The organism is Legionella tucsonensis (assembly GCF_001468035.1).
Taxonomy (GTDB): domain Bacteria; phylum Pseudomonadota; class Gammaproteobacteria; order Legionellales; family Legionellaceae; genus Legionella; species Legionella tucsonensis.
This window is the reverse complement of sequence record NZ_LNZA01000001.1, coordinates 1,859,793-1,883,070: the sequence shown is the minus strand read 5'-3', so window position 1 is coordinate 1,883,070 and position 23,278 is coordinate 1,859,793. Positions and strand designations below refer to the sequence as shown.

Genomic DNA, 23,278 nt, shown 5'->3' with positions numbered 1-23,278 from the left:
CTCCTATATTTTGAACTTGGTAATCATGGAGTAACCCACATAGCCTGATGCAATGCTAATGGCTAAATAGGTGATCCCCATTACAGCAAAAGTACCAAAGGCCACCATGGAACCTTCGTTCTTTTTTGATTCTTCAATACCGTGTTGTACTGTGGTAATGAATTTAATAAAGGTTACGACTGCAGTGATGAACAGCAATAAGCCCAGACCTTGTTTGACATAGTTACCAGTCACCGACATCATGCTTTTTGAGCCATCGCCGATGTTGTCAGCATCAGAAATTTTAGGGAACCAGGCATCTGCGAGTAATATTGGTGCATAAAATAGACTTACTACGCTAAGATAGATTGAGCGAAGCTTTGTTTTCATATTGTCTCCTTAACAAATAACACTAAAATGAAGAGCATCAAGCCAATTACGAGCCTGACAAGTCGAGAACCGAGGCGCAGCAAGTAACCCTGTTGTTGTTTTTCCTCAGCGCCCATCATGTGGTTGACGGACCACATCACCGCGAGAATCACCAGGGCTATGGCAATAAAGCGGATACAGCTGGAAAAGACATGAGCCGAGATGTTATTGCTTGCTTGTTTAAAGGTGGTGGCAAACATTCTGGCGATTTCGTCTTTACGCATTAGGGTTTCCTCACAAAGTCCATTTCCAAAGGCTTGATTTTGCGAGGGGCAATGGTGGGTTGGTTGATGTAATCAATCAGACCATTGCGAATATTCAGCAAATCTTCTCTAAGACCTGCATGGTGCTGGCCTTGCATATCTTCAAAGCCTTCAATCTGTAATTGAATACGGGCATTGGGTGTTATTTGCGTTTGCGCTTCATCAAGAAGTGGCATGATGGCGTTAATTTGGTTAATGATGCGAACTAGGGTTTCATTCAAATCGGGGTTATTCGCTGAGCATTGCAGACTTATCATTATTAAGGTCAGGTATAATATTCGTTTCATGTTTTCTCCCTATAAGTACTTCTTAAAGCGACTGGCCGTCATGGCTATCATTAAACCCATCAATAAACTGACAGGCACAAAGACATAAGCAGGGGTGATGCTCACAGGTAGGGCAAGCCAGAGCATGAGTAAAATCACAAGCCCTCTTTTTAAATAATGATTAAGCCTGTGGAAGACATAAGAGGATTCACGACCTAAACAAGCGGTGCGTATCGCTCTTTGATTTAGCCCATCAACCAGACCTGCAATCATGGTGAGAGAAAATAATGGTATGGCAGCAAACAAAATAATGAGTTTGATTAATAGACATTGGCTACTTAATAAAATCAGCTGTACGAATTGTTGTGATTTTTCAATTAAGTCTTTGAAAAAATCATTAACGGCCAATTTGTTTAAGTAGGGTATGGTTATTAATGACCACCTTGGTTCAGCATTTAAAGGAAGGGATGCCAGAAGTGAACCTTGATATACAGGGGTAATGGCTTCTCTTTGGGTGTTTACAAGGACATTCACTTTTTCAAAAGCATAGGGGTAGCCATGCAGCAGCCATTGACTTATCGCCCAAATGATTATTGCTAACCAACCTAAAAATAGCACTATGGTCAATTGCATGGTCAGTTTTCTGGAGTATTGCTTTACTGCCATACAGCCCCCTCAGCAATAATTAAGGGGTAATGTTGTTCGTGTATGTAATCAAGCAGCGGATCAACATTGACGGGTAATAATGGTAATTTGAATTTTTCTTGCAGAGCTACAATAGTTTCAAAGTCATTCACATTGGTGATGAGTCCTGTAGCTTGTATGGATTTTAATTGTTCTTGATGTTGTTCTAACCATTGGATGGATGCTTTATCTGCACCTATGACAAAAAGAGTCATATTTAACAGATTGGTATCCAATGTCTTGCGATTAATTTTGCCAATAGTTGCTTTACTCTTGGCAGGTACGCCTATTGGACTGGATAAATTTAATTTTAATGACGCATCGCTTTGTGACAGTGTTAAGGGGATGGCGTTCATACTATGAACATTCAAAGTGACCAACAATAAGAGCAGAATCCTAATCATTAAAATCTCCCTAAATCGACAACTTGCGAGCCTTTTCCATCGGCGACTAACAATAATGGGGTTTGTTTCTGGGGTAGTGGTAAGCCATCAAACTGTTGGTTGCCAGGATTTAGCGTGATTTGCTGGCTCGTCACCATTTGAATAGGGATTTGATGTCTGTTCGCCCACAGTTGAATGGCGTTGGTGTCCATATTTAGAAAAAGCAAGTTGAGCTTTGTGTTTGGTATACGATTAATGGCATCAATCAGTTGCAGTATAATGGTAGTGACGGCATCATCAGGTCTTATAAAGAAATAGAGTGTTTCACCTGCTTTTAATTGAATAGGTTGATGGGCATAGGGTGAATAGGGAGATGGATCGAAATCACCTACTACCGGTACATCTTTAAACAGTTCGTTATAGGCTTTGTAAAAGGCATTGTTCCAAGCGATGTTTTGCGCTACTTTTTGGGCTTCCTGACGTGCTGCAAGTTTTGCTAAATGCTCGCGCTCATTATCATCTCTGGCATTAAGTCCTAGGATATCAACGGGTGTCATATGCAGATCTTTGTAGTACATGCCGCTTCTGCTTTGCATTAATTGCAGATAGCGTTTTTCTTCTGTTTCACTCAAGCCCCAATTTTTGGCTTCTACTCTTTGATCGTCATTCAGTTGAAATTCTTTTTGTTCAATGATTTCATCATGAAATTCTGACAGACCAGCTCTAGCCAATGCATTATCATTCTGTTGCATGGGTGGAGTGACAATGCCAGGAATGTAGAAACCAGCTATGGCCTGCTGCCCTAGAAGAAGTCCTATAGTCAGAGTAGACAGTTTACCCATGGTTCACCTCTTGTGGATTTAAGCGAACCAGTACATGAGCTTTATCGGTATTTTCGAATTCTATAGTTTGCTTGGCATAGTTTATTTCAAAGACCGTCCAGCCAGCTAAAGCATCTCCTTTTTCCATTGCTTGGGTTTTGTAGTGGTAGGCTATAGAAGCAACAGGAACCTCCTGAATACTATCTATGCTCAAAACCTTAAAAGGCAGTTGGCTTGCCGGGAGCATTTTCACAGGTTGTTTTGCCTCATCCAAATGTCGTAATAAATCAGTAATGCCTTCCAGTTTTTTTTTAATTGCAACTTGCTCTGTAGTGAACATCTCCCCTAATTGATGATCGTCCTTATTTTGGAGTTGTTGAATGAACCTGTTTAATTGATTGAGATTTTGGGTAATTGGCGATAAATCTGGTTGTACTACAGGCTGTTTTAATTGGTTTTGAATGGATACTAGTTGTTTGCTAAAGGTGTTTAGTTCATTATGATTTGTAACCGATTGTTTTTTTACGCACACACAAACAATCAATAAAACATTTAAAGCAAGTAGGCTAACCCATTTAAAATCAAGATACTTTCTCATCCTACTCTCCTTGCAATCAGGCTAAAATTGACCTCTCTTAACAAATCGTTTTGTTTAAGATTAAATAGATGTTGCCCGACTAATACAGTGAGGCCTTGCTCGATCGTTAAAGGTCCAAGATTTCTAATGACTTGTGGTAATGATTGTTGAAATACTTGTTGTAGGCTTTCGCTTTGTTTTTCTTTGGTGGCAAGGTGATAACCGGAATAACGTAGCCAGTAATTAACAGCTTCACCTATGGTTTGAATGGAAGTAGGAAAATGAATTTGTTGAACCGTTTTTAATGGATTAATTTGGGCAGCTAATGGTTGATTGTTGACTGTAGCGTAGCGGCTTACTTGTGTGATATCAGCTGCATGAACGTGCAAGACACATAAAACAAGGCTACATAGTATCGTTTTTCTAGTCATGCTCGCCTCTTGATTGTTTTGAGCTGTTATTTCTTTGATCCTGAGCGAGGGCGTGTTGCTCTACAGCTTTGCGAATAAAGACTTCCTTTCTTTCAATATCTACATGCCGCGGGGCTTCTATGCCAAGTTTGATACGTCCTTCGTTCTCAGAGATTACAAGCACTTTAATTCGGCCTTTATCAATGTAAATTTCCTCGCCTATACGACGGATCAACGTCAGCATGATTTTTCCTCCTTAGCCTCTTTAAAGAGGCTTTCTTTCATTTGGTTGATATGGAATTGGACGACTTTGGGATCGGTGCGTATATGTACTTCTGTTTTCTTTTTTAATGCTTCTTGGCGAGCTTGAATGTTTTTTTTGATCGTCAAACAACATTCATAGAAAAGTGGCAGGGAAGGGGGATAGTGCTCTGTTTTCTTAGTTTTTTCCAAAGCAAATTTCAGAACTTGATTATCAAATTCTTTGAGGCTATCTGACCATTCAAGTCTTGCAATTTCCAAGACTTTTGGATTGTTATATGCCGAAAGCCATAGGTAACCGTATATGGCATTAAAGCGCGCAAAAAGAGTATCAATTCGTTTATCACTTATAGGTGGTTGCCCCGAATTGGATGACGTTGTTTGCGACTTCTTGGATTGCATCGTCTTCAAAGTCGAAGTTGAAGCTTGCGTCTTTGCAGGATTCAGCGAGGATATCTGCTGCTGATTTTTTACGAGAACTTGTTTGATTGCTTGCATTTGTTTGCTCCTGAGTACGTAAGGGTAGTAGTGCATCGTTCCAACATTGTTGGGCTAACCAGTTAGCGGGAAATTTCCATTTGGGCACCCATTCACCTGAGAGTTCCATTTCTTGACGGTTTTGAATTTGAGCTTGCAGGGCATCAAGAATTTGAGAAAGTAAATTGTCATCAGGACGTATTTTAAAAAACTCCTGATATGCCCTGGCTTCATCCTGCTTCTGTGGATAAAGAGACCAAAATTTTTGAAATTGTTGGCGCACACACACATACATATCTTCTGAGTTATGAGGTGTGTCGGGTTTTGGGTTTGTCACTGTGTTGGGTTTTCGATAATTTTTATCGTAACCTAATGATTTAACATTATTTTTATCGTTCGGGTTTGTGTTGGATTGATGTGTCGGGTTTGTGTCGGGTTTATTTTGGACAGGCAAATCCGAATTAGCTAACAGGCATTTTAAAATAAGTTGTTTGCCAATAGATTGAATCTCAACAAGACCAGCTCGTTCAAGAGCGTAAATGATACGACGTAATTGTTGACGGCTTGGACTACCAGAATGTTCATAGCCTTGGTGTGGTTCAACATAGAGAGCTTCAGAAAGCTGTTGATAGCTGATTTTACGTTTAACACCTACCAGAAAGGTCTCACGATCCATATACGGGCGAATCCCAAGTAAATAGGCTGATTGCTGAATATAAGGTAATCCCATCAGTGCTGATAATTCATCGGTGTTAACAAACAAAAATCCCATTTTTCTATTTCATCCTTCAAAAGAACCGATAAAAACAGCACTTGCACTATCAAATAATTTCATTTAGTATCAATCAATTACACGAAACGTGTTATTTATAACCCATTGTAAATACAGGCTTTTTAGTGTCAATGGGGTATTTTCGATTGATAGCAAATGAACTTAAATGAACATAAAAAAAATTATTGGTAGTAGGATTACGCAAGCCAGAAAGGCAAATGGATTGACGATTAAAGCTTTGGCTGAGAGGACGGGGTTAGGTGCTGCTAGGATTGGGAATTGGGAGCAGGGAACAAGGAGTCCTGGGGCAAAGGAAGCAATGATTTTATCTAAAGAACTACAGGTTGCTGCTTCTTGGCTATTATGCTTAACAGATGACACAAGAGGAGAAAGAATTATTAATCCTAAGATAATAATGGTTTGTTAAAGAGCCGGATTATTGTCAAAAATGAGATTTAGATTATTTTCTATAAGTGGAGTTTGACTTCTTTAATTTGGAGAACTGTTGCTTTTTCAATACATCTCTTTACCATGGCTCTGCATTTCATGTAAAATTTTAGTTTGGTAGTGGCTATAATAAAAAAACAACACGTTTGTGATGTATGTTTAGGTATTTAGATGATGTTGTTTTTGTGTGTACATATACATTATGTGCTAAATTATCTTTGGTGAAAATATATGGACAGTTTTAGTCAAGAAAAACGAAGCCATATAATGGGATTGATAAAAGCAAAAGATACGAAACCAGAAAAATTAGTAAGATCATTTCTTCATAGGCAGGGATTACGATTTAAATTGCATTGTAAGTTATTGCCAGGAAAGCCCGATTTAGTTTTTACTAAATATAAAACGGTAGTATTCGTTCATGGGTGTTTTTGGCATGGACATGCAGATCCATCATGTAAGCGTTCTAACATCCCAAAATCAAATATTGAATATTGGGTGAATAAAATTGAGAAAAATAAGATAAGAGATAAATGTCATAATGAACAGCTTATTAAACTAGGGTGGAGAGTTCTAATTATTTGGGAATGTCAAATAAAAAAAAATCAATTTTTATTGAACTTATTGAATGAAATAAAAAATATTCAAGGAAATAATTAAAATGAAAGAAAACCTAGATTGTAAAATTCCCAGAATATTGTCTCTTTTTTCTGGTTGCGGAGGGTTAGATTTAGGTTTTCATCAAGAGGGATATAAAACGATTTGGGCTAATGATTTCAATCCTTGGGCAGCTAAGACATTTACTCATAATTTTGGTGATGTTATGCACTGTGGAGATATAGAAGAAATTGACCCATACACCGATAGAACCATCCCTGATTGTGATATAATTTTAGGTGGTTTTCCTTGTCAAGACTTTTCTATGATATGGAAACGTCCAGGTTTGAATGGTGAAAGAGGTAATTTATATAAAAGTTTTCTACGCTTTATTGATGCTAAAAAACCTCAAGCATTTGTGGCTGAAAATGTAAAAGGTCTGTTAAGTGCAAACAAAAACAAAGCAATAGAAACAATCATTAAAGATTTTGAAGATATTTCCCCAGGATACTTAGTAAAAATACAGCTTTATAATTTCGCTGAGTATGGAGTTCCTCAGTTTAGAGAACGAGTGCTGATAGTAGGAATTAGAAAAGATACAGGATTTAACTTTATACATCCAGAGCCGACACATGGTACTGGAAAACGTCCTTATTTTACTGCAGGTGAAGCATTAAAAGGGGCGGAAAAAGCCACTTTCAATAATGAACATATGAATGCTCAGCCAAAAACAATAGAAATGTTAAAATTAATTCCTGAAGGTGGAAATTTTACTGATATTCCCAAAGATCATCCCTTATATGTTAAAGGCATGATTAGCCATGTATATCGCAGAATCCATCGAAACGAACCTGCAAAAACAATTATTGCTGCAGGTGGAGGCGGAACTTGGGGATATCATTTTCCAGAACCGAGGCCACTAACAAATAGAGAGCGGGCACGTCTTCAGTCCTTTCCTGACGATTTTTATTTTGAAGGTAGTATAACCGAAGTACGAAGACAAATTGGAAATGCTGTTCCTCCTAGAGGGGTTAATTTATTAGCCCAATCTTTAAAGCCATTGTTTGAAAAGAAATATAATCAAGAAAATTTGTATATTATTGGGGATAGACTAAAAAAAATGAGTATCAAAGAACGCCTAAAATACGATGAACAGAATCATAGAATTTTAGTTGGAGCGTAGAACATATATGAAGCTTTTAATGTCTAATTTCCCCCCTTTAAAAATGGGGCATAATAAGTTTAACGCACAGTTCCACAGTTTATTACTACAATCAACCGCAGTGAATATAGCTACAGGTTATATATCTGAAAATGCAATAGATTTTATAGCTGAATCTATTTATCAAAATGGTGGCCCATATTGTAATTTAGTTATTGGTATGCACTATTTTGATAAATTCACTCATGCTCAATATGCTGCAGCAATGCAAATGCACCAATTTCTCACTTCAAACCGTCTCGGGACAGTTAAATTAGTTACCAGTTTCCCGTTTCACGGAAAGCTATACTCATTTGAAAAAGACTCAACTACTTTTGCATCTATAATTGGTTCATCAAATTTGAATAATATTTTATTACATAATCCCATAAGACAATATGAAACGGATATTTTAGTTTCTGAACAAGAAATAAATGATGAAATTAATTATTTTATAAATGAACTGTCAACGAAATCTTCCTTAGACCTTTCTGAAGTGGAAATTTTAGAATTTAGAGAAACTAATGACTTATTAACACCCTTAGATTGTATTGTTAAGTTAGAAGATTTCCAATTAACTGCATTAAAGGAAACAATAAACCAATCAATAAAATTTGATATCCCTCTTGCAACTTATGAAGTTGCACCTAAAAGTAATATCAATGCACATTTTGGCAAAGGAAGAAAATCTAAAAATGGCATAATTAGAGCAAGACCATGGTATGAAGTAGAACTTATTGTGCCGCGTAGAATAGTGGATTTACCTCATTATCCAAAACCTGCCTTAAATGAAAAGGATAGACGGATTAGAGTATTTACTGACGATGGTTATGAGTTTGAGTGTATAATTAATGGCAGTGGCTACAAAAATTTCAGAACGACTAAATCTTCGGGAGGATTAACCTGCTTAGGAAAATGGCTGAAAGGGCGGTTAGAAAAATTTGGCGTACTAAAAGTAGGAAAACCTGTCACCAAAGAAGTATTAGATAAATATGGTCGGCATAATTTTACTTTGCAAGCTACGGCAGATCCTAACCTCTGGTTCATGGACTTCAGCGTGGACAAATTATGATACATTATAAGTCTTATAGAAAATTAGTTAATCATCACTCATCAAATCCACTTATTGTAAAATCAATAGATCAGACCATCCAAAAAATAATACCTGAACACATTGAAAATTTTGATTTCAGAAATCATCGATCTGGGTTATTGCTAGGAAATGTTCAAAGCGGTAAAACAGGCCATATGCTCGGGATATTAGCAGCTGCTGCAGATTATGATTTCGAGGTGTTTATTATTCTAACGACTGATAGCGTTAGCCTTCAAAAACAAACTCTGGAAAGATCGCTTGGTTTGTTGGATACGTTTTGTGTTTGTGATGAACAAGATGATATGCGTTTCTTTTCTAATAATATGAGAAAGCCTGTAGTGATCATTTTAAAGAAAAATGGTCGGGTTTTAGAAACATGGAAAAATAATTTAATTTCCTCTCGTTTTTTGGTTGGCCGTCCTGTATTCATAATTGATGATGAAAGTGATGCTGCTAGTCTTAATACTAAAATAAATAAAGATGATCAAAGCACAATCAATAAGAGAATTTCAGAGATAAGAAAAATAGCTAATAGTAGTTTTTATTTGCAAGTTACAGCAACTGCTCAATCACTTTTTTTACAAGAAGAAGGTGAATATAAACCAGAGTTTGTATATTATTTTCCACCAGGGGAAGGGTATTTAGGAGGAAATTTTTTTTATAGCATCCCTCCGTCATATGTAATACGCATTACTCATGAAGATGAGATTTCTGATTTACGAGAACAAGATAGGCATTTACCTGAAGGAATGATTAAAGCTATTACTTCTTTTTTAGTTGCTGCAGCACATTTAATTTCCGTCGAAAAAAAAAGTTCTTGTAATTTTCTCATTCATCCGAGCGTAAATATCAGTGATCATGAAATAATTGCTGAACGTATTGGCCAAGCATTAAATTTGTTTCTATATAGTGCATATGAAGACGATTCATTCCAATTATTATTGCACGAAGCATGGATCGATTTACAAAGTACTAAACCAGATATTTTATCATTTGATGAAACTTATGAAGTAATTTCTGAATTTTTGGAAAATGAAAAAATAAAAATTACTACGATGAATTCTGCTTCTAAGAATGCAGGAGAAACAGATTTCAAAGTAGGTATAAATATTGTCGTAGGTGGTAATTGTTTAGGAAGGGGATACACTTTTCCCAACCTTCAAACTACTTATTATTGTAGAAAATCTAAAAAGCCACAGGCAGATACATTCTGGCAGCATTGTCGTGCGTTTGGTTACGATCGAGATCCAGGTTTGGTTAGGATGTTTCTACCAGCTAGCTTGCTTAAGCTGTTCACAGATCTTAATAATGCTAACAATGCTATTATTGATTACATTGTTGAATATGGTATTGAAGGAATTCAACTAATTTATCCTAAAAATGTCAGTCCAACCCGCTTAAACGTTGTAAATAAGAAAAAACTTCAGGTCATTGCAGGAGGAGTAAATTTATTTCCTAGTTATCCTACACCTAATAATAGGCAGATAATCGATGATCTTACAGCTGCTTTTGATGCTCAAGTTGAGTACACATTTGTAGAAATAGAGATCATCAAACAGCTTCTATCTTACACTGAATCGGAAATTGAAAACGATTGGCCTGCAGAAAACTTTATTAATTGCATTGATTCATTAGAAAAAAAAGAACAAAAGCAAGCTGTTTTAATAGTTAGACGCGAGCGAAATATAGGTAAAGAAACCGGTACGTTACTTTCTCCGGATGATAGAAAGTTGGGGCTGCGGTTTCAAGATAAAGTAGTATTAACATTATATCGGATTACAGGAGATGTAAGAAAGGGATGGGCTGGAATTCCTTTATGGATACCAAATATTAAATTTCCCCAAGGTAAATTTTTTTATAGTACTGACAGTGAAAACTCTTAGATTCGCCGGCTTTTCAAGTGAAGAAGAGATTGAACTTAATTATGTAAACAACTTTTATTGATATATTACCATTGAATCTTTGTGAGATATTCCGATTGCTTTTGAGTTGCTTTTGCTTTCAGAGTCAATGCAATAAAAACTATTACAACTAAAACGAAAATCAACATTGAAGGCGATGAAGCCACTTGTGTTTTCTCGACCAACATGAGTGATATTAATGGAGCAAGTCCAGCAGATAAACTTGCTGCAGTTGAGTATAATATCGACAAAACTGTGCAACGCAATTTAATGGGGAACATTTCGGATAAAATTACTGGAACAGTTGCATAGTATGCGCCAGCTGGTATTGCAATTAATGCCTGGCCTAATAAGAGATTGTAAATATCATGATGAGATAGAACATAAAAAAATGGTTGAGAAAGAACAAGGAAACCGATGCTAGCCAAAATCACAATTTTTTCTCTATTCACTTTATCAGAAAGTTTCCCAACTAAAGGAAATATTGCTAATAAAACAATCAGAGAGAGAATATTCGACAAAATAATTTCATGATCTTGAAAATGGCCATATAAATGCGCTTGCATTGGACCATAAATATAAATCTGGAAAGTAGTAGTTACCCCCAAGTAACTTAAAACAAATACATATAAGGATTGAATTTTATTATTTTTGATAAAGTTGATGGATTCTGAAAACAAGCTCTTAAATTTAGGCTTGGGCCTGTCTGCATAGTACATAATATATTCCATACTCTCTGGAATACACAAACGGATATATAAGCCTATGGATGAACCCAATAACGCAAGGACAAAAGGCACGCGCCAGATTAGCCAATCCTGCTCAGGATAATGTTTAGAAAAGTAAGTAACTATCAATGCAATCAAGGACGCTACTAGCATTCCTGACATTGCGCCAAAGGAAGCCCAGCTGCCCGAGTAGCCTTTTTTTGCTGCGTCGGCATTTTCAACCAAGTAAGCTGAGGAGTTCAGATATTCTGCTCCACAAGAAAAGCTCTGGATTACTCTTAGTGCTAATAAAGCCATAACCGAGAATATACCTATAGTACTGTGAGGAGGGATGAAGCCAATAAGAGTAGTTGATACACCCATCGCTAGTATTGATCCTGCTAGAATAATTTTCCTACCATAGATATCAGATAGCAATCCCATTATCATAGCCCCAATGGGTCGTGCTAGGTATCCAGCAAAAAAAGTCAGAAATACAAGAAACAAACCCTTAGATGCATCACCTATCAGGTATTTAGCAATATAAACCGAGAGTAGGCCGCAAATAGCCATGTCAAAGGATTCAATTAAATTGCCTAGTGTGCCTGCCATAATAATTCGGGTTTGGTGCTTCATCAAATTATCCTTTATTTTGCAGTTCCGATAATGTGGTTACTGAGTCTTGATCTTCCACTCGGTCTAAAAATAAAAATCCATCCAGGTGATCAATTTCATGTTGAAGAATTCGGGCTTCCAAGCCAGATGCTTTTTTAGTAATTTTATTTCCATCTATGTCAAAGCCTGAATATTCAATATCCATGGCTCTTGGAACTTCCCCCATTAATTCACCGCAATTAAGGCAACCCTCGTAACCAGTTTGAATTTCCTTGGAGAGAACCTTTAATGAAGGATTGATTAAGGCCGTATCAGGAATTGGGTATTCTGGCTTTCTCCGTTTGGTGTAATTAGTTCCAAATACAATAACGCGTTTGCTTATACCAATTTGAGGAGCAGCTACTCCTACAGCACCTTTGTCCGCCATAATGTCGAACATAGTCTTAATCAATTCTTTTAACCAGTCGCTGCCAAATTCTGATTCTGCAATTGGCTCAGAGGTTTGTCTTAAAATAGGGTCGTTTTTATCCAGGAGTGTGTTCATAGGTCACCTGATTGTTGATGATTAATTTAAGTTTGGGCTTAGTTGTTATGTAGGGTTGTTGGTCGGGGAAAGTTAAATACTCTTGAATTCGCCTTAATGCAAACTTACCCATGGCTAACAGTTTTTCGCAATGAATGGAGCTTTTATTCTGGATATAGGGATTGATCCGTTTTAATCCAAATGAAAAGATTGCCCGATAAGAATCATATTCAGTAGGAATGGAAATACCCGTAATCAGCCCTGGATCTATTTGTTTATATTTTTTAATTGCTTCTATACAGCCTATATGAAGAAGTTCGCTCCATAATTTCGGTTGATCTTGGTTGATAAAGCTTAACTGAAAGCAACCTTCAAAAAGCCACAGACTTTTCTCAATTAAATTTTGTTCTATAGATGGATTCGAGGACATAAAAAAGATCTGTCCTTCATGATTAATAAGGGCAATAGAAGCATAGTCTGTTTCTACTTGTCCTAGTACATCAGAGAACACTTTACGCATGATGACAAAATGTTCAAAAAGAAATTCTTTGGCTTTAGGGTGAAGCCTTACTTCAACAGCTGTTACATCCATATCTACAAATTTCTTATACAGCATGACTATGCTTTTTTCGTTTTTCTTCGTAAGAAGAAATAGATCCAATGGCCAAGTCAATGATTTTTAGTAAATTATTTTCCGAAGTGTCAATTGAGCGCACCTCTTTTATCAATCCTAACACAAAATCGGCGTAATCGTCATTACTCCCCTGAGAAACAGGGTATAAATGATGGCTTTGCTTTAAGATGTAATGAAGTAGCGTTTCATCGACTTCATTTTTTTGGGGAGCAGAATGTCCTTCCTCCCCAAAGAGCAACCAACCCGGGTTTACTTGAAGATGGAAAGCCAGTTGTTTCACTTTTTCATAATCTGGCAATGCATCCCCTCTAATGTAACGGCGACAGATCTGCTCAGATGCGCCAGTAAACTCAGCGAGGGTTTTGATGCAGATACCATTTGGTGAGCGAGAGGCAGTATGTTCTCTATCTTTGAGGGTGTTAATCAAGCGATTGGCAAACGATTGATAGATTCCCTTACTCATAAATTGTCCTTTCTAAATAATCGACGTAAAAAAATTATCATATAAAACGATATCATTCAATATCATATTGTATATTAAGAAAAATTTCTTTATTAAACATATTGATAATAAAATTAATATCGTATTAATATTGGTTTCGCCAGATGATGCTGAATGTTAATTTGGCAAGAGTTGGATTCATTACATATGTTTTACAGGAGTACTTTTCATGTTTTTCGATCAAAAGGTCGCAATCTACAAAGGGATGATTCAGTATTTGTTGGATTCTACAAATTATCCTCTGCATCGGTTAGCAAATTTATCTAACTCTCCAATTGCTCACCTGCAATTGATTTATCACCATAATCGCTTACTTCAAGACAATAATATTGAATTAAATTTACTGAAATTATTCATGTTATTTATTGATATGGAGCAAAAAAGTAAATGGAAAACTAAATCTTTTCAGGACATTTAGCCTAAATTGGAGAGTCAGGCATGGAAAAATTTGAAAATATAATACCGAAACAAATTTTATTTATCACCGATCTGGAAAAACTTCTTGGCCGTAATCGGCTTACATTGAGACGGTGGTGGACTAGTGGAAAATTCCCTGAGCCAGTTAAGTTAAATGGTACTACTTTAGCTTGGCATCAAGAAACTATTTCTCACTGGATTGATAAAAATATTCGGTTATCACTATGAAAAATCCTCAGTTTGATGGACTTTCATATCTACTAAGAAACATATATGAACTAGCGTAGGTGCTTTTATCAAGTGCCTAATTTTTTAAATACTTAAATAGGAAGGAAATATGGAAAATAAAAAAACTTTATTAATTAAAAAAATTGTTGATAAAAAGATGTTTAAAATAAAAGAAAATATTAAAAAATGTCAAATGTGTCATCCTTGCGGACTTTTTTCTTAATTTGAATTAATTAAATATTTAATCAAATAATTTTTATTCACCTTTAAAATAGACTCTCTAAGTGGAGTCTATTCAAACCAATTAATAATTGCTTCTTCCCCTAATACATCATAAATAAAAGACAAGTATTTAGTGAGATCATCTTTAAATTGAGCTTCGTTTATAGCCTCTTCTTCTACATTTGGCACATGATGAACATAATCATCAAAATAGATTTTACAGAAAGACATGTAGTCTTTTGTGAATAGAAGAAACGTATGCCACATATCATCAATTTCACTCATTTCTGGATAAATAGCGCAAATAAATTTTAATTCCTTATTGTCAGGATTTATTTTTTTTGCATTTTTATGCTGCTGAGCAAGCCAGAAAAATTTCATCAATTCAATAAAAGCAGCATCCCCACTTAATCTATTATGAGGATAATCTTTTTCATATCTACGGATAACATGATTATTTTTATATTTAAGTACCGCTGATAGGGAGTGTGCAGCCATTTAAATCCTTTTATAAAATTATTAAGCATAATGAAGTGTTTCAGAAATTCTCATTCTTGAAGCGCGCCATGCAGGGTAAATTGTTGCAATAAAGCTCATTAATATTGCCGATAAACAAACAATCAATAAATCTTCCAGTAAAATTTTTGAAGGTAAATAGTCAACAAAATAAATATTTGATGATAAAAATTGATAGTCCAGCAAGGACTGTAGTTTATTAACAATGCTAGTAATATTCTTAGCAAGAATTAACCCGCATATCGAGCCTAATAATATACCGATAACTCCTATTATCATACCTTGTACGATAAAAATTAATAAAATTTCCGCTGGTGTTGCGCCAAGTGTTCGTAAAATGGCGATTTCTGCTTGTTTATCATTAACTATCATTACCAGAGATGAAACCAGATTAAATGCAGCTACCATAATAATTAACGATAAAATGAGAAACATCATATTTTTCTGCATTTTTATTGCTTGAAAAAACTCAGTGAGTTGTTGAGTCCAGTTTCCTATTTGATAGTCTGGCCCAAGAATTCTCGATAGAACATCGGATATCTCCGGTGCTTGAAATACATTATTAATTTTTATTTTTATGCCACTAACATCATTACCTAACTTCAATAGTTTTTGAGCATCTCTTATATTAATGAAACCAAGCTGTCCATCAAAACCAAATCCTGAGCCAGCAGAGAATATTCCTTGTACTTTAAACTGCTTAAAAGTAGGAGAATTTATATCGCGAGTTGGAATTAAAACTGTTATTTTGTCTCCCAAGGTTGCCCCTAATCGAGAGGCAATATCGCGGCCCAGAATAATACCGAAATCACTTAATTGATCTAAGTTTCCTAGTAATATTTGTTTTTTTAAGAGAGAAACAGACTGCTCTTCTTTTGGTGATATGCCAGCTAGCATAATAGGAGCTACTTGCCCTTCATGTGTTACAAGTCCTTTTCCATTCACATATGGAGAGGATGCATAAATCTCTGGAATATCTTGTATCTTATCCGCTATTTTTTTCCAATTTTTTATTGTTCCATTCATTCCTGTTATTGTAACTTCAGGAGCTAAAGTAAAATAACGAGTGTGAATTTCCTCATCAAATCCATTCATAACGGAAAGCACCGTTATGAGCACCATCACACCCAAACTAATGCCAAGCATTGAGCTTAATGAGATAAATGAAACAAATCGACTCTTTTTTTGAGCGCGAATGTAACGTAATCCAATACAAAAAACTAAGGGTTTAAACATGGTTAGTATTATTCAATTAAATAAAATGCAGTATATCCCAGAAACGTTATTAGAGTTATGATCCACAAGTGACATTTTTTGATCCAAAGATTTAAATAATACAGGAGCAACCTTTATATATTCACTTAATTGTGCCTTACAAATCCCATAATATATGGTGAATACTCACTTAAACCACTACTCTTGATATCAAAAGCTAGGTAAAGGGGTCTTATTACAAAGCAGATTTTTGAATAAGGATTATCATATTTTTTGTGGATGTTAACTATTATATTTATCCAGATATTCTTCCAGTACTCTTTTAAATGCTTCACATCTCGGACAGGGAGTTAAATTTGGAAAACGATATAACTTTAAAGTTTTTATATTAGTACTAACTGTACATTTAATTAATAAAGCCTCCTTGTCTTCTTCTCTTATTATTCTTAACGTACATACTGGAAGCTTTATATCTTTTAAATCTAAGTTAATATGTGAATGGTTGGAAATATAAACTTGTTGATACAACTGATAAATAACCTCAAAAATCCTGTCATCTATCGAGCCAACATCTATATAGTTATAATGTTCATAATAAAATGCTCTTATATAGACTATAAATTTTAAAAGCCATATTCGGTAATTTACTGGGTAGTTAATATTGTGATAATCATTCATCAATAAAATCCTCAAAATAAGTCCGTTGAGTTAAACATTGATATCTTGAATTATCCTTTTTGATATCTCTTATTTATAATATTAGTAAACGTTTCTAAATTGTAAAGAAATTGTAAAGAGTGATTATTAAATATTTAAAGATAAAAGGGTAACTTCTTCAAAAAATGATTAATTATTTTGTAGTAAAAAATTAATATTTAAATTAGGAACATAATGTTTTTCGTCATTTTTCTTGAAAAATGGGGGCCGCTTCCTCCAATTTTTCCTAATATTGTCTGAAAATCTTGAAATTAGAAGACGTATCTATGCTTGAAATATAAAATTTTATATCCTGAAAATCTCATTCGTAATTTTGGATTTTTAACATCTTTTAATTTCTTAAACTTTACTAAGCTATTTCCCTTTCTAAGGTTCAATTACAGTTATTGGAACTTCATGAGCTAAAGTAAAATCTGATTTCCTTATCAAATCCATTCACGAGAAAGCGCAGTGACCAGCACCATCCAAACTAAGATCACAGCTGGCATGGAGTTTATGATATAAAAAAAACATACTTTCTCTTTGAGCTCAAATGTAACTATCTTGATGAAAAAACTATCTTTTAAACATACTTAATATGATTATAAAATAATTTTTTGTAGATGCTTTGCCCAAGCATCTAAAGCTTCTTTGCGTTGTTGAAGCATTTCATTTTTATTATAAGTAGCCATGATGCGTGGCATTTTGTGTCCTAAGCACTTTTCTATAACAATTGGATCCACTTGAAGAGACTCACCCAATTGTGTCGCAAATGTTCTCCGTAAATCATGAGCTGTCCATTCAGGTATGCCCACACGATCTTGAATCCGATTAATTGCTCGGGGTAGAGCATCTTTAGACATGGGGGTATCATGAGTAATACCTGGAATTACAAATTGTGAGTTACTCATTTCTTTATGCCTTAGTAGTATTTTTTTAGTTAATTCACTCAAATGAATTTTTACAGTTATTGCACCTTTTGAGTGTTCGGGTGGTATGGTCCACAAAGATTGCTCAAAATTAAATTGGTGCCACTGGGCCAGTCTAATTTCACTGGTTCGTACACCGGTTAGTATGATAATTTTAATTGATATTCGAGCTGATTCAGACATTTGACATAGAGGGCACTCGAGAAACCTCCAAATAGTTCTGATTTCTTCTGTATTTAAAACACGCTCCCTAGGTTTTTCTATACCACCTATGTCTCGAGTTCGTATATTAATAGCAGGATTATGTTGTAGATATCCTCTACTGACAGCGTAGTTTAATACTTGTTTAATTGTGCTGAGAATACGATTAGCATGAACTGGTGCACCACGATGAACTACTTTATCAAGTGCAGATGTAATATCTTTGGTTTGTATTTTGTCTAATTCCATATGGCCCAGTAGGGGGATGATTTCTGAGTCGATTTGATATTTGATTGGCCTGGGTTGTTTTCTATTCTTTACTACGTAATTTTCATACCAAGATAAAATTAATTTAGAAAGAGTGTTGTCTTTTTTAAGCTTCTCTTGCTGTGCATAATCAATTGGGTTAATTCCCTGTTCTTTTAGGCTTTGAGCTTGAGCATGAAGTTCACGAGCTTGCTTTAAACTTATTCCTGGATATTTTCCTAAACTTATTTTTTGTCTTTTACCATTCATACTAAATCGATAAAACCAGGATTTATTACCACTGGGCATTACTCTAATCCCTAATCCTGAACTTTCAATTTTTTCTAGCCAAGTAGCATCTGGCTTTAAATTCTTAATGTATGTGTCAGTAAATCTCATATTAGTTCCATCTGGTTTTGGTACCAGTTTTGGTACCAAAACTTGTGTATTGATATAATATCAAATGATACTTATTGAAGGGTTTAATAGCAATATATTCCTTATAAATAAAGGATTTGCCATGTTTTTGAAATTAAATTATATTCTTTGATATCGATTGGATAAAGTTTCGTAATCAAAAGGTCGGGAGTTCGATTCTTCTCAGCGGCATAGTAAAATCAATGGGTTAAGTTGTGTTGATTTGTTAAGCATAACGTTAATGGGTACTTTGATGGGTACTTTTTACATTATGAGCTTCGGATTTTTCCTAAATTAGGTAGGTATTTACTTTCAAACGCAGAACACAGATTTTTCCCAATTAGGGGGTACTAATCAAGAACATAAACCCTTAACCCGTATCTCATAATTATCAAAGTTCCTAAATCCATTAGCATGGGCGTTGGTCCATTATTCAGGGGCTTCTAGTAATTTATAACACTCCTGAAGATTATCAATAATTTCATTTTCATCAAACCATCCTTGGGATATTGCATGATTTTTTACTTTTATTGGATCCTTTGTGTAAGCAATAATTGCTAAACTTTCTTCAGCACGGCTACAAGTTACATAAAAAAGTCTGAGAGTTCTCTCAACAGTTGTTTCTTTACCTTCCAATCTATTTTTTTTATCAGCCTCTGAGAGTTCTTTAGCACAAAACAATTTTTCATAACTGAAGAGGAATCCACGTGATTCTTCATCGTCCAGAATGACCATGACGCGCGGAAATTCTAGACCCTTTATTCCTTGGTGTGTGCCAAATCGAGAGTGATCGGAGATATAATTGAAATAAGCCTCAAACTGAATGAACGAACTCTTTAGAGCATTATCCCAAGCGTTAATAATTTTATCCTCGTCGGAATGATTTTCGAGGGAAATTGTTTGTCTATTTTCCTGTGTTTTTAATCGCGCAGCAATTGGCATGTAAATATCTGGAATTTGAAATAAATGGCTCTGATATATTTCATTAAGAATTTGAATTAATGAGGGGCTATTACCTTCACTCCACAAGTTGTAAAGTTTTTGCACTGCTGCGTTAGCTGTTCTTATTTTTTCACGAGGAGTCAAACTGTTTTTTATTACCTCCGTTGAAAGGAGAGGAGAATATTTTTTAACGATTCTAGAAACTTGAAATTTATCATTAGCCCGTAAGGCATTAATTAAAGGAAGAATTTGATTACTAAACCATGAAATTCCTTGAAGGGTTCCATCAAGTACACCAGTTTTGAACTTATCAATCTCATAAAGGGGGGTGAAGAAATCGGAAAATCCACCACGCTTTGCTGCCATGTGATGTTCAATAGTCAGTATTTTTACTTCATTGTTCAATTCTTTCCAATTATTGTCACCTGTTATTTCAGCCATTTTTTCTGAAACTCTAAATTCAAATGCTGTTTTATCAAGATCTTTTCTTGTATCTGCGATAAATAAACGTACAAATCCATAATTTGACTTAGCAGGCTCTTGAGCCTGCCCATCAACTTCTGATCTGATTTGGTTTATAAGTTTGATAATTCTTTTAGGACATCGGTAGTTGATTTTTTTTTCTGGTTTTGCCCAAGCAATTGGTATATTTTGACCCAAATTAGATTTTCCATCTGTATATATACGTTGCATCGTGTCGCCAAATAGTCCAAGCGAGAAATTATCCGCGTGTATTTTCTGTATTTCAAAAAAAGCATCAATTAGTTCTTTTTTAGTGTCTTGGCTTTCATCAATTAAAAGGATTGGGAATGTTCGTACCAAAATTTTCCTCATAAGGGGATGAGTCATTAGGAAGTCTACTGTTATACTTATGACTTCAGTATGATTAAGCGAATCTTTGGAAGTATTATCTCCATTAGGATTGTAAATAAATTTCTTGGTGTTTTCTAAAGAATTAATTCGGTCTAACTTGGAATTTATTTTTCTTGACCTATCTTCGGAAGCCTTAGTACCCGGACGGCCTTTTTCTTGAGCTTCATTAAGTTCCGCAATCTCGGATTTTAGATTGTCTTTTAACCATTTTTTTATATCACTCTGATATGGTTTAATTAATTCCCAAGCGAAACTGTGAATAGTTGATATTGAAAATGATGGATCAAAATCAAGCCGACGTTTTATTTCATCACATGCGGCATTGGTATATGTGATAATGGCTATTTTCTGTCTCTGAAGCTTTAGGCGTTGAATATTTTTTTCACGGAATTTTTTTAGTACTTCGACCAACGATCTGGTTTTCCCGGAACCTGCGCCTGCAAATAAAAAGAAGCTTTTTGGATTATCCAAGTTAAGACAGTTGTATATTTCTTCATCAACGCACATAGAATAATCTGTTTCATTCATTTATGCACCTATTTTTGTTTCACTCTGCACAATATAATCCTTATTCCTCAGACTTATTTTTTGCTCTAGCCACTTTAATCCTTCGTGGATATATTTTGGTGGTAGTAGATGACTTGGATCAGTGGAATAGAGAAGCTCGAGTGCCATTTCAGCCTTCTTACCAGTTTTAAGATCCTCAAACATTTTCTCACATGCTTCTTTAAGAGTAGGTTTATTCACTGCTTCTACCATTTTCTTCATTAAACCACGGGCGTCTTTTTTACTTCTGAAAAATTCAAAATTGCTCAAGACTAAAGCATCTTCAAAAGTATAGGGGATTACATCTTGTTTCTTATTATTTTCCAATGTTACAGCTAGAGAATACTGATAAGCCACTCGGATTTTACCATCCCCAGTTTCTTTATTTTCATAACTGGTGTTTAATAGTTTATCCAATTCATCATTTTGGGGAATCCACTTTTTAAGAGTTTCATTTCCTGTTAGTTGGTTTTTTCCTATTTCTGGAGGAGCTTTTTCGCGACCAATAAGCGAATCAAGATCAGTTATGACTAGTGTTAATAATCCCAATGCTTCGATTAAAGGTTTTAACCGATGTGCATGACTCCCTCCAATTTCCAGCAAAGAGATATAGCTTTTTGCTAAAAGAGGAAACTTTGAGCAAATAAAATGTGGAATAAGCATTCTTTCTGCAGGTCCTTCCACCAAAATTGCAGCGTCAGCAAAAAAAAGATCGCAGTGAGTTGTTTTAAGATATCGAGTTGCAAATTTTGATGTATCAGCATCACTACCAAAAGTTTTAGTGAGATTTACAACAGTTGCACTTGGGACCGGATTATCACCTTCCGCTGGGTGCCTTTTGAAATAGCGTAGGCAGGTGAAATCAATTTCATGTGCTATGTGACTGGAATGGGTGCTAACAACCATTTGTGTGTGAAAATGTTTATTATCACCTAAACTGTCATGATTTCTTAATACTTTGTAACTATTTTTAATGAAAACCTGCTGTACCTGTGCATGTAAATGTGCTTCTGGTTCCTCAATAAGCACAAGATGTAAAGGCTCCATAAATTTATTAGAATCGCTTTTTTTTTTGCCGGCTTTTCCGACACGCATCCATTCATCTCTGAACCGTATTAAATGAAAAACCATTGATATAAGATTTTGGTAACCTAGTCCGTTGTATTGCTCTGGCAACCTTAATGGCATAATCCCTGATAAATCATCATTTGTAATAACAGAAAACTGTACTGCTGCATTATGATTAAGTCCTCCAAGAGGATCTACTTTACTTGATAATACAATCTGTGGATTTCCAAATCCTGGATAATTAAGTCCTTCAAGCTCACATAACGCGGAGTTAAAACTCACCTTTAATTTTTCATCGAAAGCTGCTCTAGCCATATCAATAGCAGAGAGTGCGTCTAGATCATTTTCATCAGGTAATTCAGTCGGATCTAGATGTTTACTGTAATATTGTTTAAGTTGTGAAGAGAGTCGCCTATTTGAATTTGTGGAGCCTTCATCCGCATTTACATCCGAAAACCCTCGTTGAGCATTGATAATATCAATTTTGATCAGGCCATCAAACGGCTCAAAATCAAGAGGTTCTATTCCTAAAGGAAGACTTTGAATATCAGATTGTTTTTCCGGATCGAGTAGGTATGCATTAATAATAAAATATTTATGCAGTTCTCTATTCAGGAAGTCGTGCATAGATTTTGGCCATAAGGAAATTGATAAGTGTTGGTCTTCGCTTTTATCTACATTATGCCTTTCGGTTGTATCACGTGCGGATACATAAGCTTCTGTAAATTCATTATAAAGAACCTCAATATTCTTAGGTTCAAAAATAAGCCGAACTCCAAGTAAATCACCAGTCCAATCAAGTGTTGGTAATAAGTGACTGACATAGTGGATTTCATCATCTTCGATCTTAATCCATACATCTATAGCGGGTAGGAATGGTACCCAAGATGAGGTTGAGATAAGCATCTTATTCTCATCAGTGTTAACAATCCAACTCTCCGCAATTTTATTTATTTCTACCCAATTTGATAGCGTGAAATCACTTGTGGAAATATCTCTCCTTTTAGAACACTTCAGAAATAGTATTAAGGCATCCATAGCCGAAGTTTTACCACTGTTGTTGGCACCAACAAAAATAGTTTCTTTTTGAGAAAGTTCCACACGACAAGCTTTCAACTTCCTAAAATTTTGAATGTCAATATGAGCTATTTGCATGACTTAACCTTATTATTCAAATCTTTCTTTATAAGATGGGAGTTTTTAGATAATAGTATAGGAAAAAT

General features: G+C 35.2%; 28 protein-coding genes. 7 read left to right on the top strand and 21 right to left on the bottom strand.

All coding sequences use genetic code 11. The annotated features are described in order from the left end of the window. Positions 1–3: 3 nt before the first annotated feature. Genes Ltuc_RS08260 through Ltuc_RS08210 form a run of 11 tightly spaced genes read right to left on the bottom strand, consistent with a single transcriptional unit; the run spans position 4 to position 5,322 of the window. Positions 4–369, bottom strand: a complete 366-nt coding sequence (locus Ltuc_RS08260; protein WP_058520799.1) for a hypothetical protein — start codon at positions 367–369, stop codon at positions 4–6. Next, positions 366–632 (bottom strand): hypothetical protein, encoded by a 267-nt coding sequence (locus tag Ltuc_RS08255; RefSeq protein WP_058520798.1) that lies wholly within the window; start codon positions 630–632, stop codon positions 366–368. The genes Ltuc_RS08260 and Ltuc_RS08255 overlap by 4 nt, the downstream gene beginning before the upstream one ends. Then, on the bottom strand, positions 632–958 hold the full coding sequence (locus tag Ltuc_RS08250; RefSeq protein WP_058520797.1) for an RAQPRD family integrative conjugative element protein: 327 nt from the start codon (positions 956–958) through the stop codon (positions 632–634). The genes Ltuc_RS08255 and Ltuc_RS08250 overlap by 1 nt, the downstream gene beginning before the upstream one ends. Before the next feature lie 9 nt (positions 959–967). Beyond that, positions 968–1,603, bottom strand: a complete 636-nt coding sequence (locus Ltuc_RS08245; protein WP_058520796.1) for a TIGR03747 family integrating conjugative element membrane protein — start codon at positions 1,601–1,603, stop codon at positions 968–970. After that, entirely contained in the window at positions 1,594–2,025 is a 432-nt protein-coding gene (locus tag Ltuc_RS08240; protein WP_058520795.1) for an integrating conjugative element protein, read from the bottom strand. Before Ltuc_RS08240 ends, Ltuc_RS08245 begins: the two co-directional genes overlap by 10 nt. Continuing rightward, positions 2,025–2,846, bottom strand: a complete 822-nt coding sequence (locus Ltuc_RS08235) for a TIGR03759 family integrating conjugative element protein (protein ID WP_058520794.1) — start codon at positions 2,844–2,846, stop codon at positions 2,025–2,027. Before Ltuc_RS08235 ends, Ltuc_RS08240 begins: the two co-directional genes overlap by 1 nt. Continuing rightward, a complete protein-coding gene (locus Ltuc_RS08230; RefSeq protein ID WP_058520793.1) occupies positions 2,839–3,423 on the bottom strand; it encodes a hypothetical protein in 585 nt (194 codons plus the stop codon). The genes Ltuc_RS08235 and Ltuc_RS08230 overlap by 8 nt, the downstream gene beginning before the upstream one ends. Continuing rightward, entirely contained in the window at positions 3,420–3,833 is a 414-nt protein-coding gene (pilL2, locus tag Ltuc_RS08225; RefSeq protein WP_058520792.1) for a PFGI-1 class ICE element type IV pilus protein PilL2, read from the bottom strand. The genes Ltuc_RS08230 and pilL2 overlap by 4 nt, the downstream gene beginning before the upstream one ends. Beyond that, complete coding sequence (locus tag Ltuc_RS08220) at positions 3,826–4,056, bottom strand: carbon storage regulator (protein WP_058520791.1); 231 nt, start codon at positions 4,054–4,056, stop codon at positions 3,826–3,828. Before Ltuc_RS08220 ends, pilL2 begins: the two co-directional genes overlap by 8 nt. Further along, entirely contained in the window at positions 4,050–4,475 is a 426-nt protein-coding gene (locus Ltuc_RS08215; RefSeq protein ID WP_238584091.1) for a hypothetical protein, read from the bottom strand. The genes Ltuc_RS08220 and Ltuc_RS08215 overlap by 7 nt, the downstream gene beginning before the upstream one ends. Next, the gene (locus Ltuc_RS08210; RefSeq protein ID WP_058520790.1) at positions 4,417–5,322 is read right to left on the bottom strand and encodes a hypothetical protein; all 906 of its coding nucleotides are present in this window, start codon (positions 5,320–5,322) and stop codon (positions 4,417–4,419) included. Before Ltuc_RS08210 ends, Ltuc_RS08215 begins: the two co-directional genes overlap by 59 nt. 166 nt (positions 5,323–5,488) lie before the next feature. On the opposite strand from Ltuc_RS08210, the gene Ltuc_RS08205 reads away from it, so the two are divergent. From Ltuc_RS08205 to Ltuc_RS08185, 5 genes are all read left to right on the top strand, one after another. After that, a complete protein-coding gene (locus Ltuc_RS08205) occupies positions 5,489–5,749 on the top strand; it encodes a helix-turn-helix domain-containing protein (protein ID WP_058520789.1) in 261 nt (86 codons plus the stop codon). Between the two features lie 251 nt (positions 5,750–6,000). Then, positions 6,001–6,426, top strand: coding sequence for a very short patch repair endonuclease (locus Ltuc_RS08200; protein ID WP_058520788.1), 426 nt, complete (start codon positions 6,001–6,003; stop codon positions 6,424–6,426). A gap of 1 nt (position 6,427) precedes the next feature. Beyond that, on the top strand, positions 6,428–7,546 hold the full coding sequence (locus Ltuc_RS08195) for a DNA cytosine methyltransferase (RefSeq protein ID WP_058520787.1): 1,119 nt from the start codon (positions 6,428–6,430) through the stop codon (positions 7,544–7,546). 7 nt (positions 7,547–7,553) lie between these two features. Further along, on the top strand, positions 7,554–8,636 hold the full coding sequence (locus Ltuc_RS08190) for a restriction endonuclease PLD domain-containing protein (RefSeq protein ID WP_058520786.1): 1,083 nt from the start codon (positions 7,554–7,556) through the stop codon (positions 8,634–8,636). Continuing rightward, entirely contained in the window at positions 8,633–10,540 is a 1,908-nt protein-coding gene (locus Ltuc_RS08185; protein ID WP_058520785.1) for a Z1 domain-containing protein, read from the top strand. The genes Ltuc_RS08190 and Ltuc_RS08185 overlap by 4 nt, the downstream gene beginning before the upstream one ends. A gap of 65 nt (positions 10,541–10,605) precedes the next feature. Here Ltuc_RS08185 and Ltuc_RS08180 read toward each other — a convergent pair whose 3' ends face one another. The 4 genes from Ltuc_RS08180 to Ltuc_RS08165 are packed head-to-tail and all read right to left on the bottom strand — an operon-like array spanning position 10,606 to position 13,500. Beyond that, entirely contained in the window at positions 10,606–11,901 is a 1,296-nt protein-coding gene (locus tag Ltuc_RS08180) for an MFS transporter (protein ID WP_058520784.1), read from the bottom strand. Between the two features lie 4 nt (positions 11,902–11,905). After that, positions 11,906–12,424, bottom strand: a complete 519-nt coding sequence (def, locus tag Ltuc_RS08175; protein WP_058520783.1) for a peptide deformylase — start codon at positions 12,422–12,424, stop codon at positions 11,906–11,908. Then, positions 12,405–13,019 (bottom strand): flagellar biosynthesis protein FlgJ, encoded by a 615-nt coding sequence (locus Ltuc_RS08170; RefSeq protein WP_193786845.1) that lies wholly within the window; start codon positions 13,017–13,019, stop codon positions 12,405–12,407. The genes def and Ltuc_RS08170 overlap by 20 nt, the downstream gene beginning before the upstream one ends. Continuing rightward, positions 13,009–13,500: a helix-turn-helix domain-containing protein gene (locus Ltuc_RS08165; RefSeq protein WP_058520782.1), complete on the bottom strand. Its 492-nt coding sequence runs from the start codon at positions 13,498–13,500 to the stop codon at positions 13,009–13,011. The genes Ltuc_RS08170 and Ltuc_RS08165 overlap by 11 nt, the downstream gene beginning before the upstream one ends. Before the next feature lie 208 nt (positions 13,501–13,708). Between Ltuc_RS08165 and Ltuc_RS08160 the strand changes: the two genes are divergently transcribed. Beyond that, positions 13,709–13,957: a hypothetical protein gene (locus Ltuc_RS08160; RefSeq protein ID WP_058520781.1), complete on the top strand. Its 249-nt coding sequence runs from the start codon at positions 13,709–13,711 to the stop codon at positions 13,955–13,957. Between the two features lie 20 nt (positions 13,958–13,977). Beyond that, positions 13,978–14,184: a helix-turn-helix transcriptional regulator gene (locus tag Ltuc_RS08155; protein ID WP_058520780.1), complete on the top strand. Its 207-nt coding sequence runs from the start codon at positions 13,978–13,980 to the stop codon at positions 14,182–14,184. Between the two features lie 291 nt (positions 14,185–14,475). On the opposite strand, the gene Ltuc_RS08150 is transcribed toward Ltuc_RS08155, so the two are convergent. The 6 genes from Ltuc_RS08150 to Ltuc_RS08125 form a co-directional block, all read right to left on the bottom strand. Beyond that, entirely contained in the window at positions 14,476–14,904 is a 429-nt protein-coding gene (locus tag Ltuc_RS08150) for a glycine-rich domain-containing protein (RefSeq protein WP_058520779.1), read from the bottom strand. Between the two features lie 21 nt (positions 14,905–14,925). Next, the gene (locus Ltuc_RS08145; protein ID WP_058520778.1) at positions 14,926–16,158 is read right to left on the bottom strand and encodes a lipoprotein-releasing ABC transporter permease subunit; all 1,233 of its coding nucleotides are present in this window, start codon (positions 16,156–16,158) and stop codon (positions 14,926–14,928) included. Positions 16,159–16,419: 261 nt separating this feature from the next. Further along, positions 16,420–16,815 carry a hypothetical protein gene (locus Ltuc_RS08140; protein ID WP_058520777.1) on the bottom strand — a complete coding sequence of 132 codons (396 nt, stop codon included), beginning with the start codon at positions 16,813–16,815 and terminating at the stop codon, positions 16,420–16,422. A gap of 620 nt (positions 16,816–17,435) precedes the next feature. Then, positions 17,436–18,608, bottom strand: a complete 1,173-nt coding sequence (locus Ltuc_RS08135; protein WP_058520776.1) for a tyrosine-type recombinase/integrase — start codon at positions 18,606–18,608, stop codon at positions 17,436–17,438. A 447-nt stretch (positions 18,609–19,055) separates the two neighbouring features. Further along, positions 19,056–20,969, bottom strand: a complete 1,914-nt coding sequence (locus tag Ltuc_RS08130) for a UvrD-helicase domain-containing protein (protein WP_058520775.1) — start codon at positions 20,967–20,969, stop codon at positions 19,056–19,058. Continuing rightward, positions 20,970–23,210 carry an ATP-dependent endonuclease gene (locus Ltuc_RS08125; protein WP_058520774.1) on the bottom strand — a complete coding sequence of 747 codons (2,241 nt, stop codon included), beginning with the start codon at positions 23,208–23,210 and terminating at the stop codon, positions 20,970–20,972. Positions 23,211–23,278: the final 68 nt, after the last annotated feature.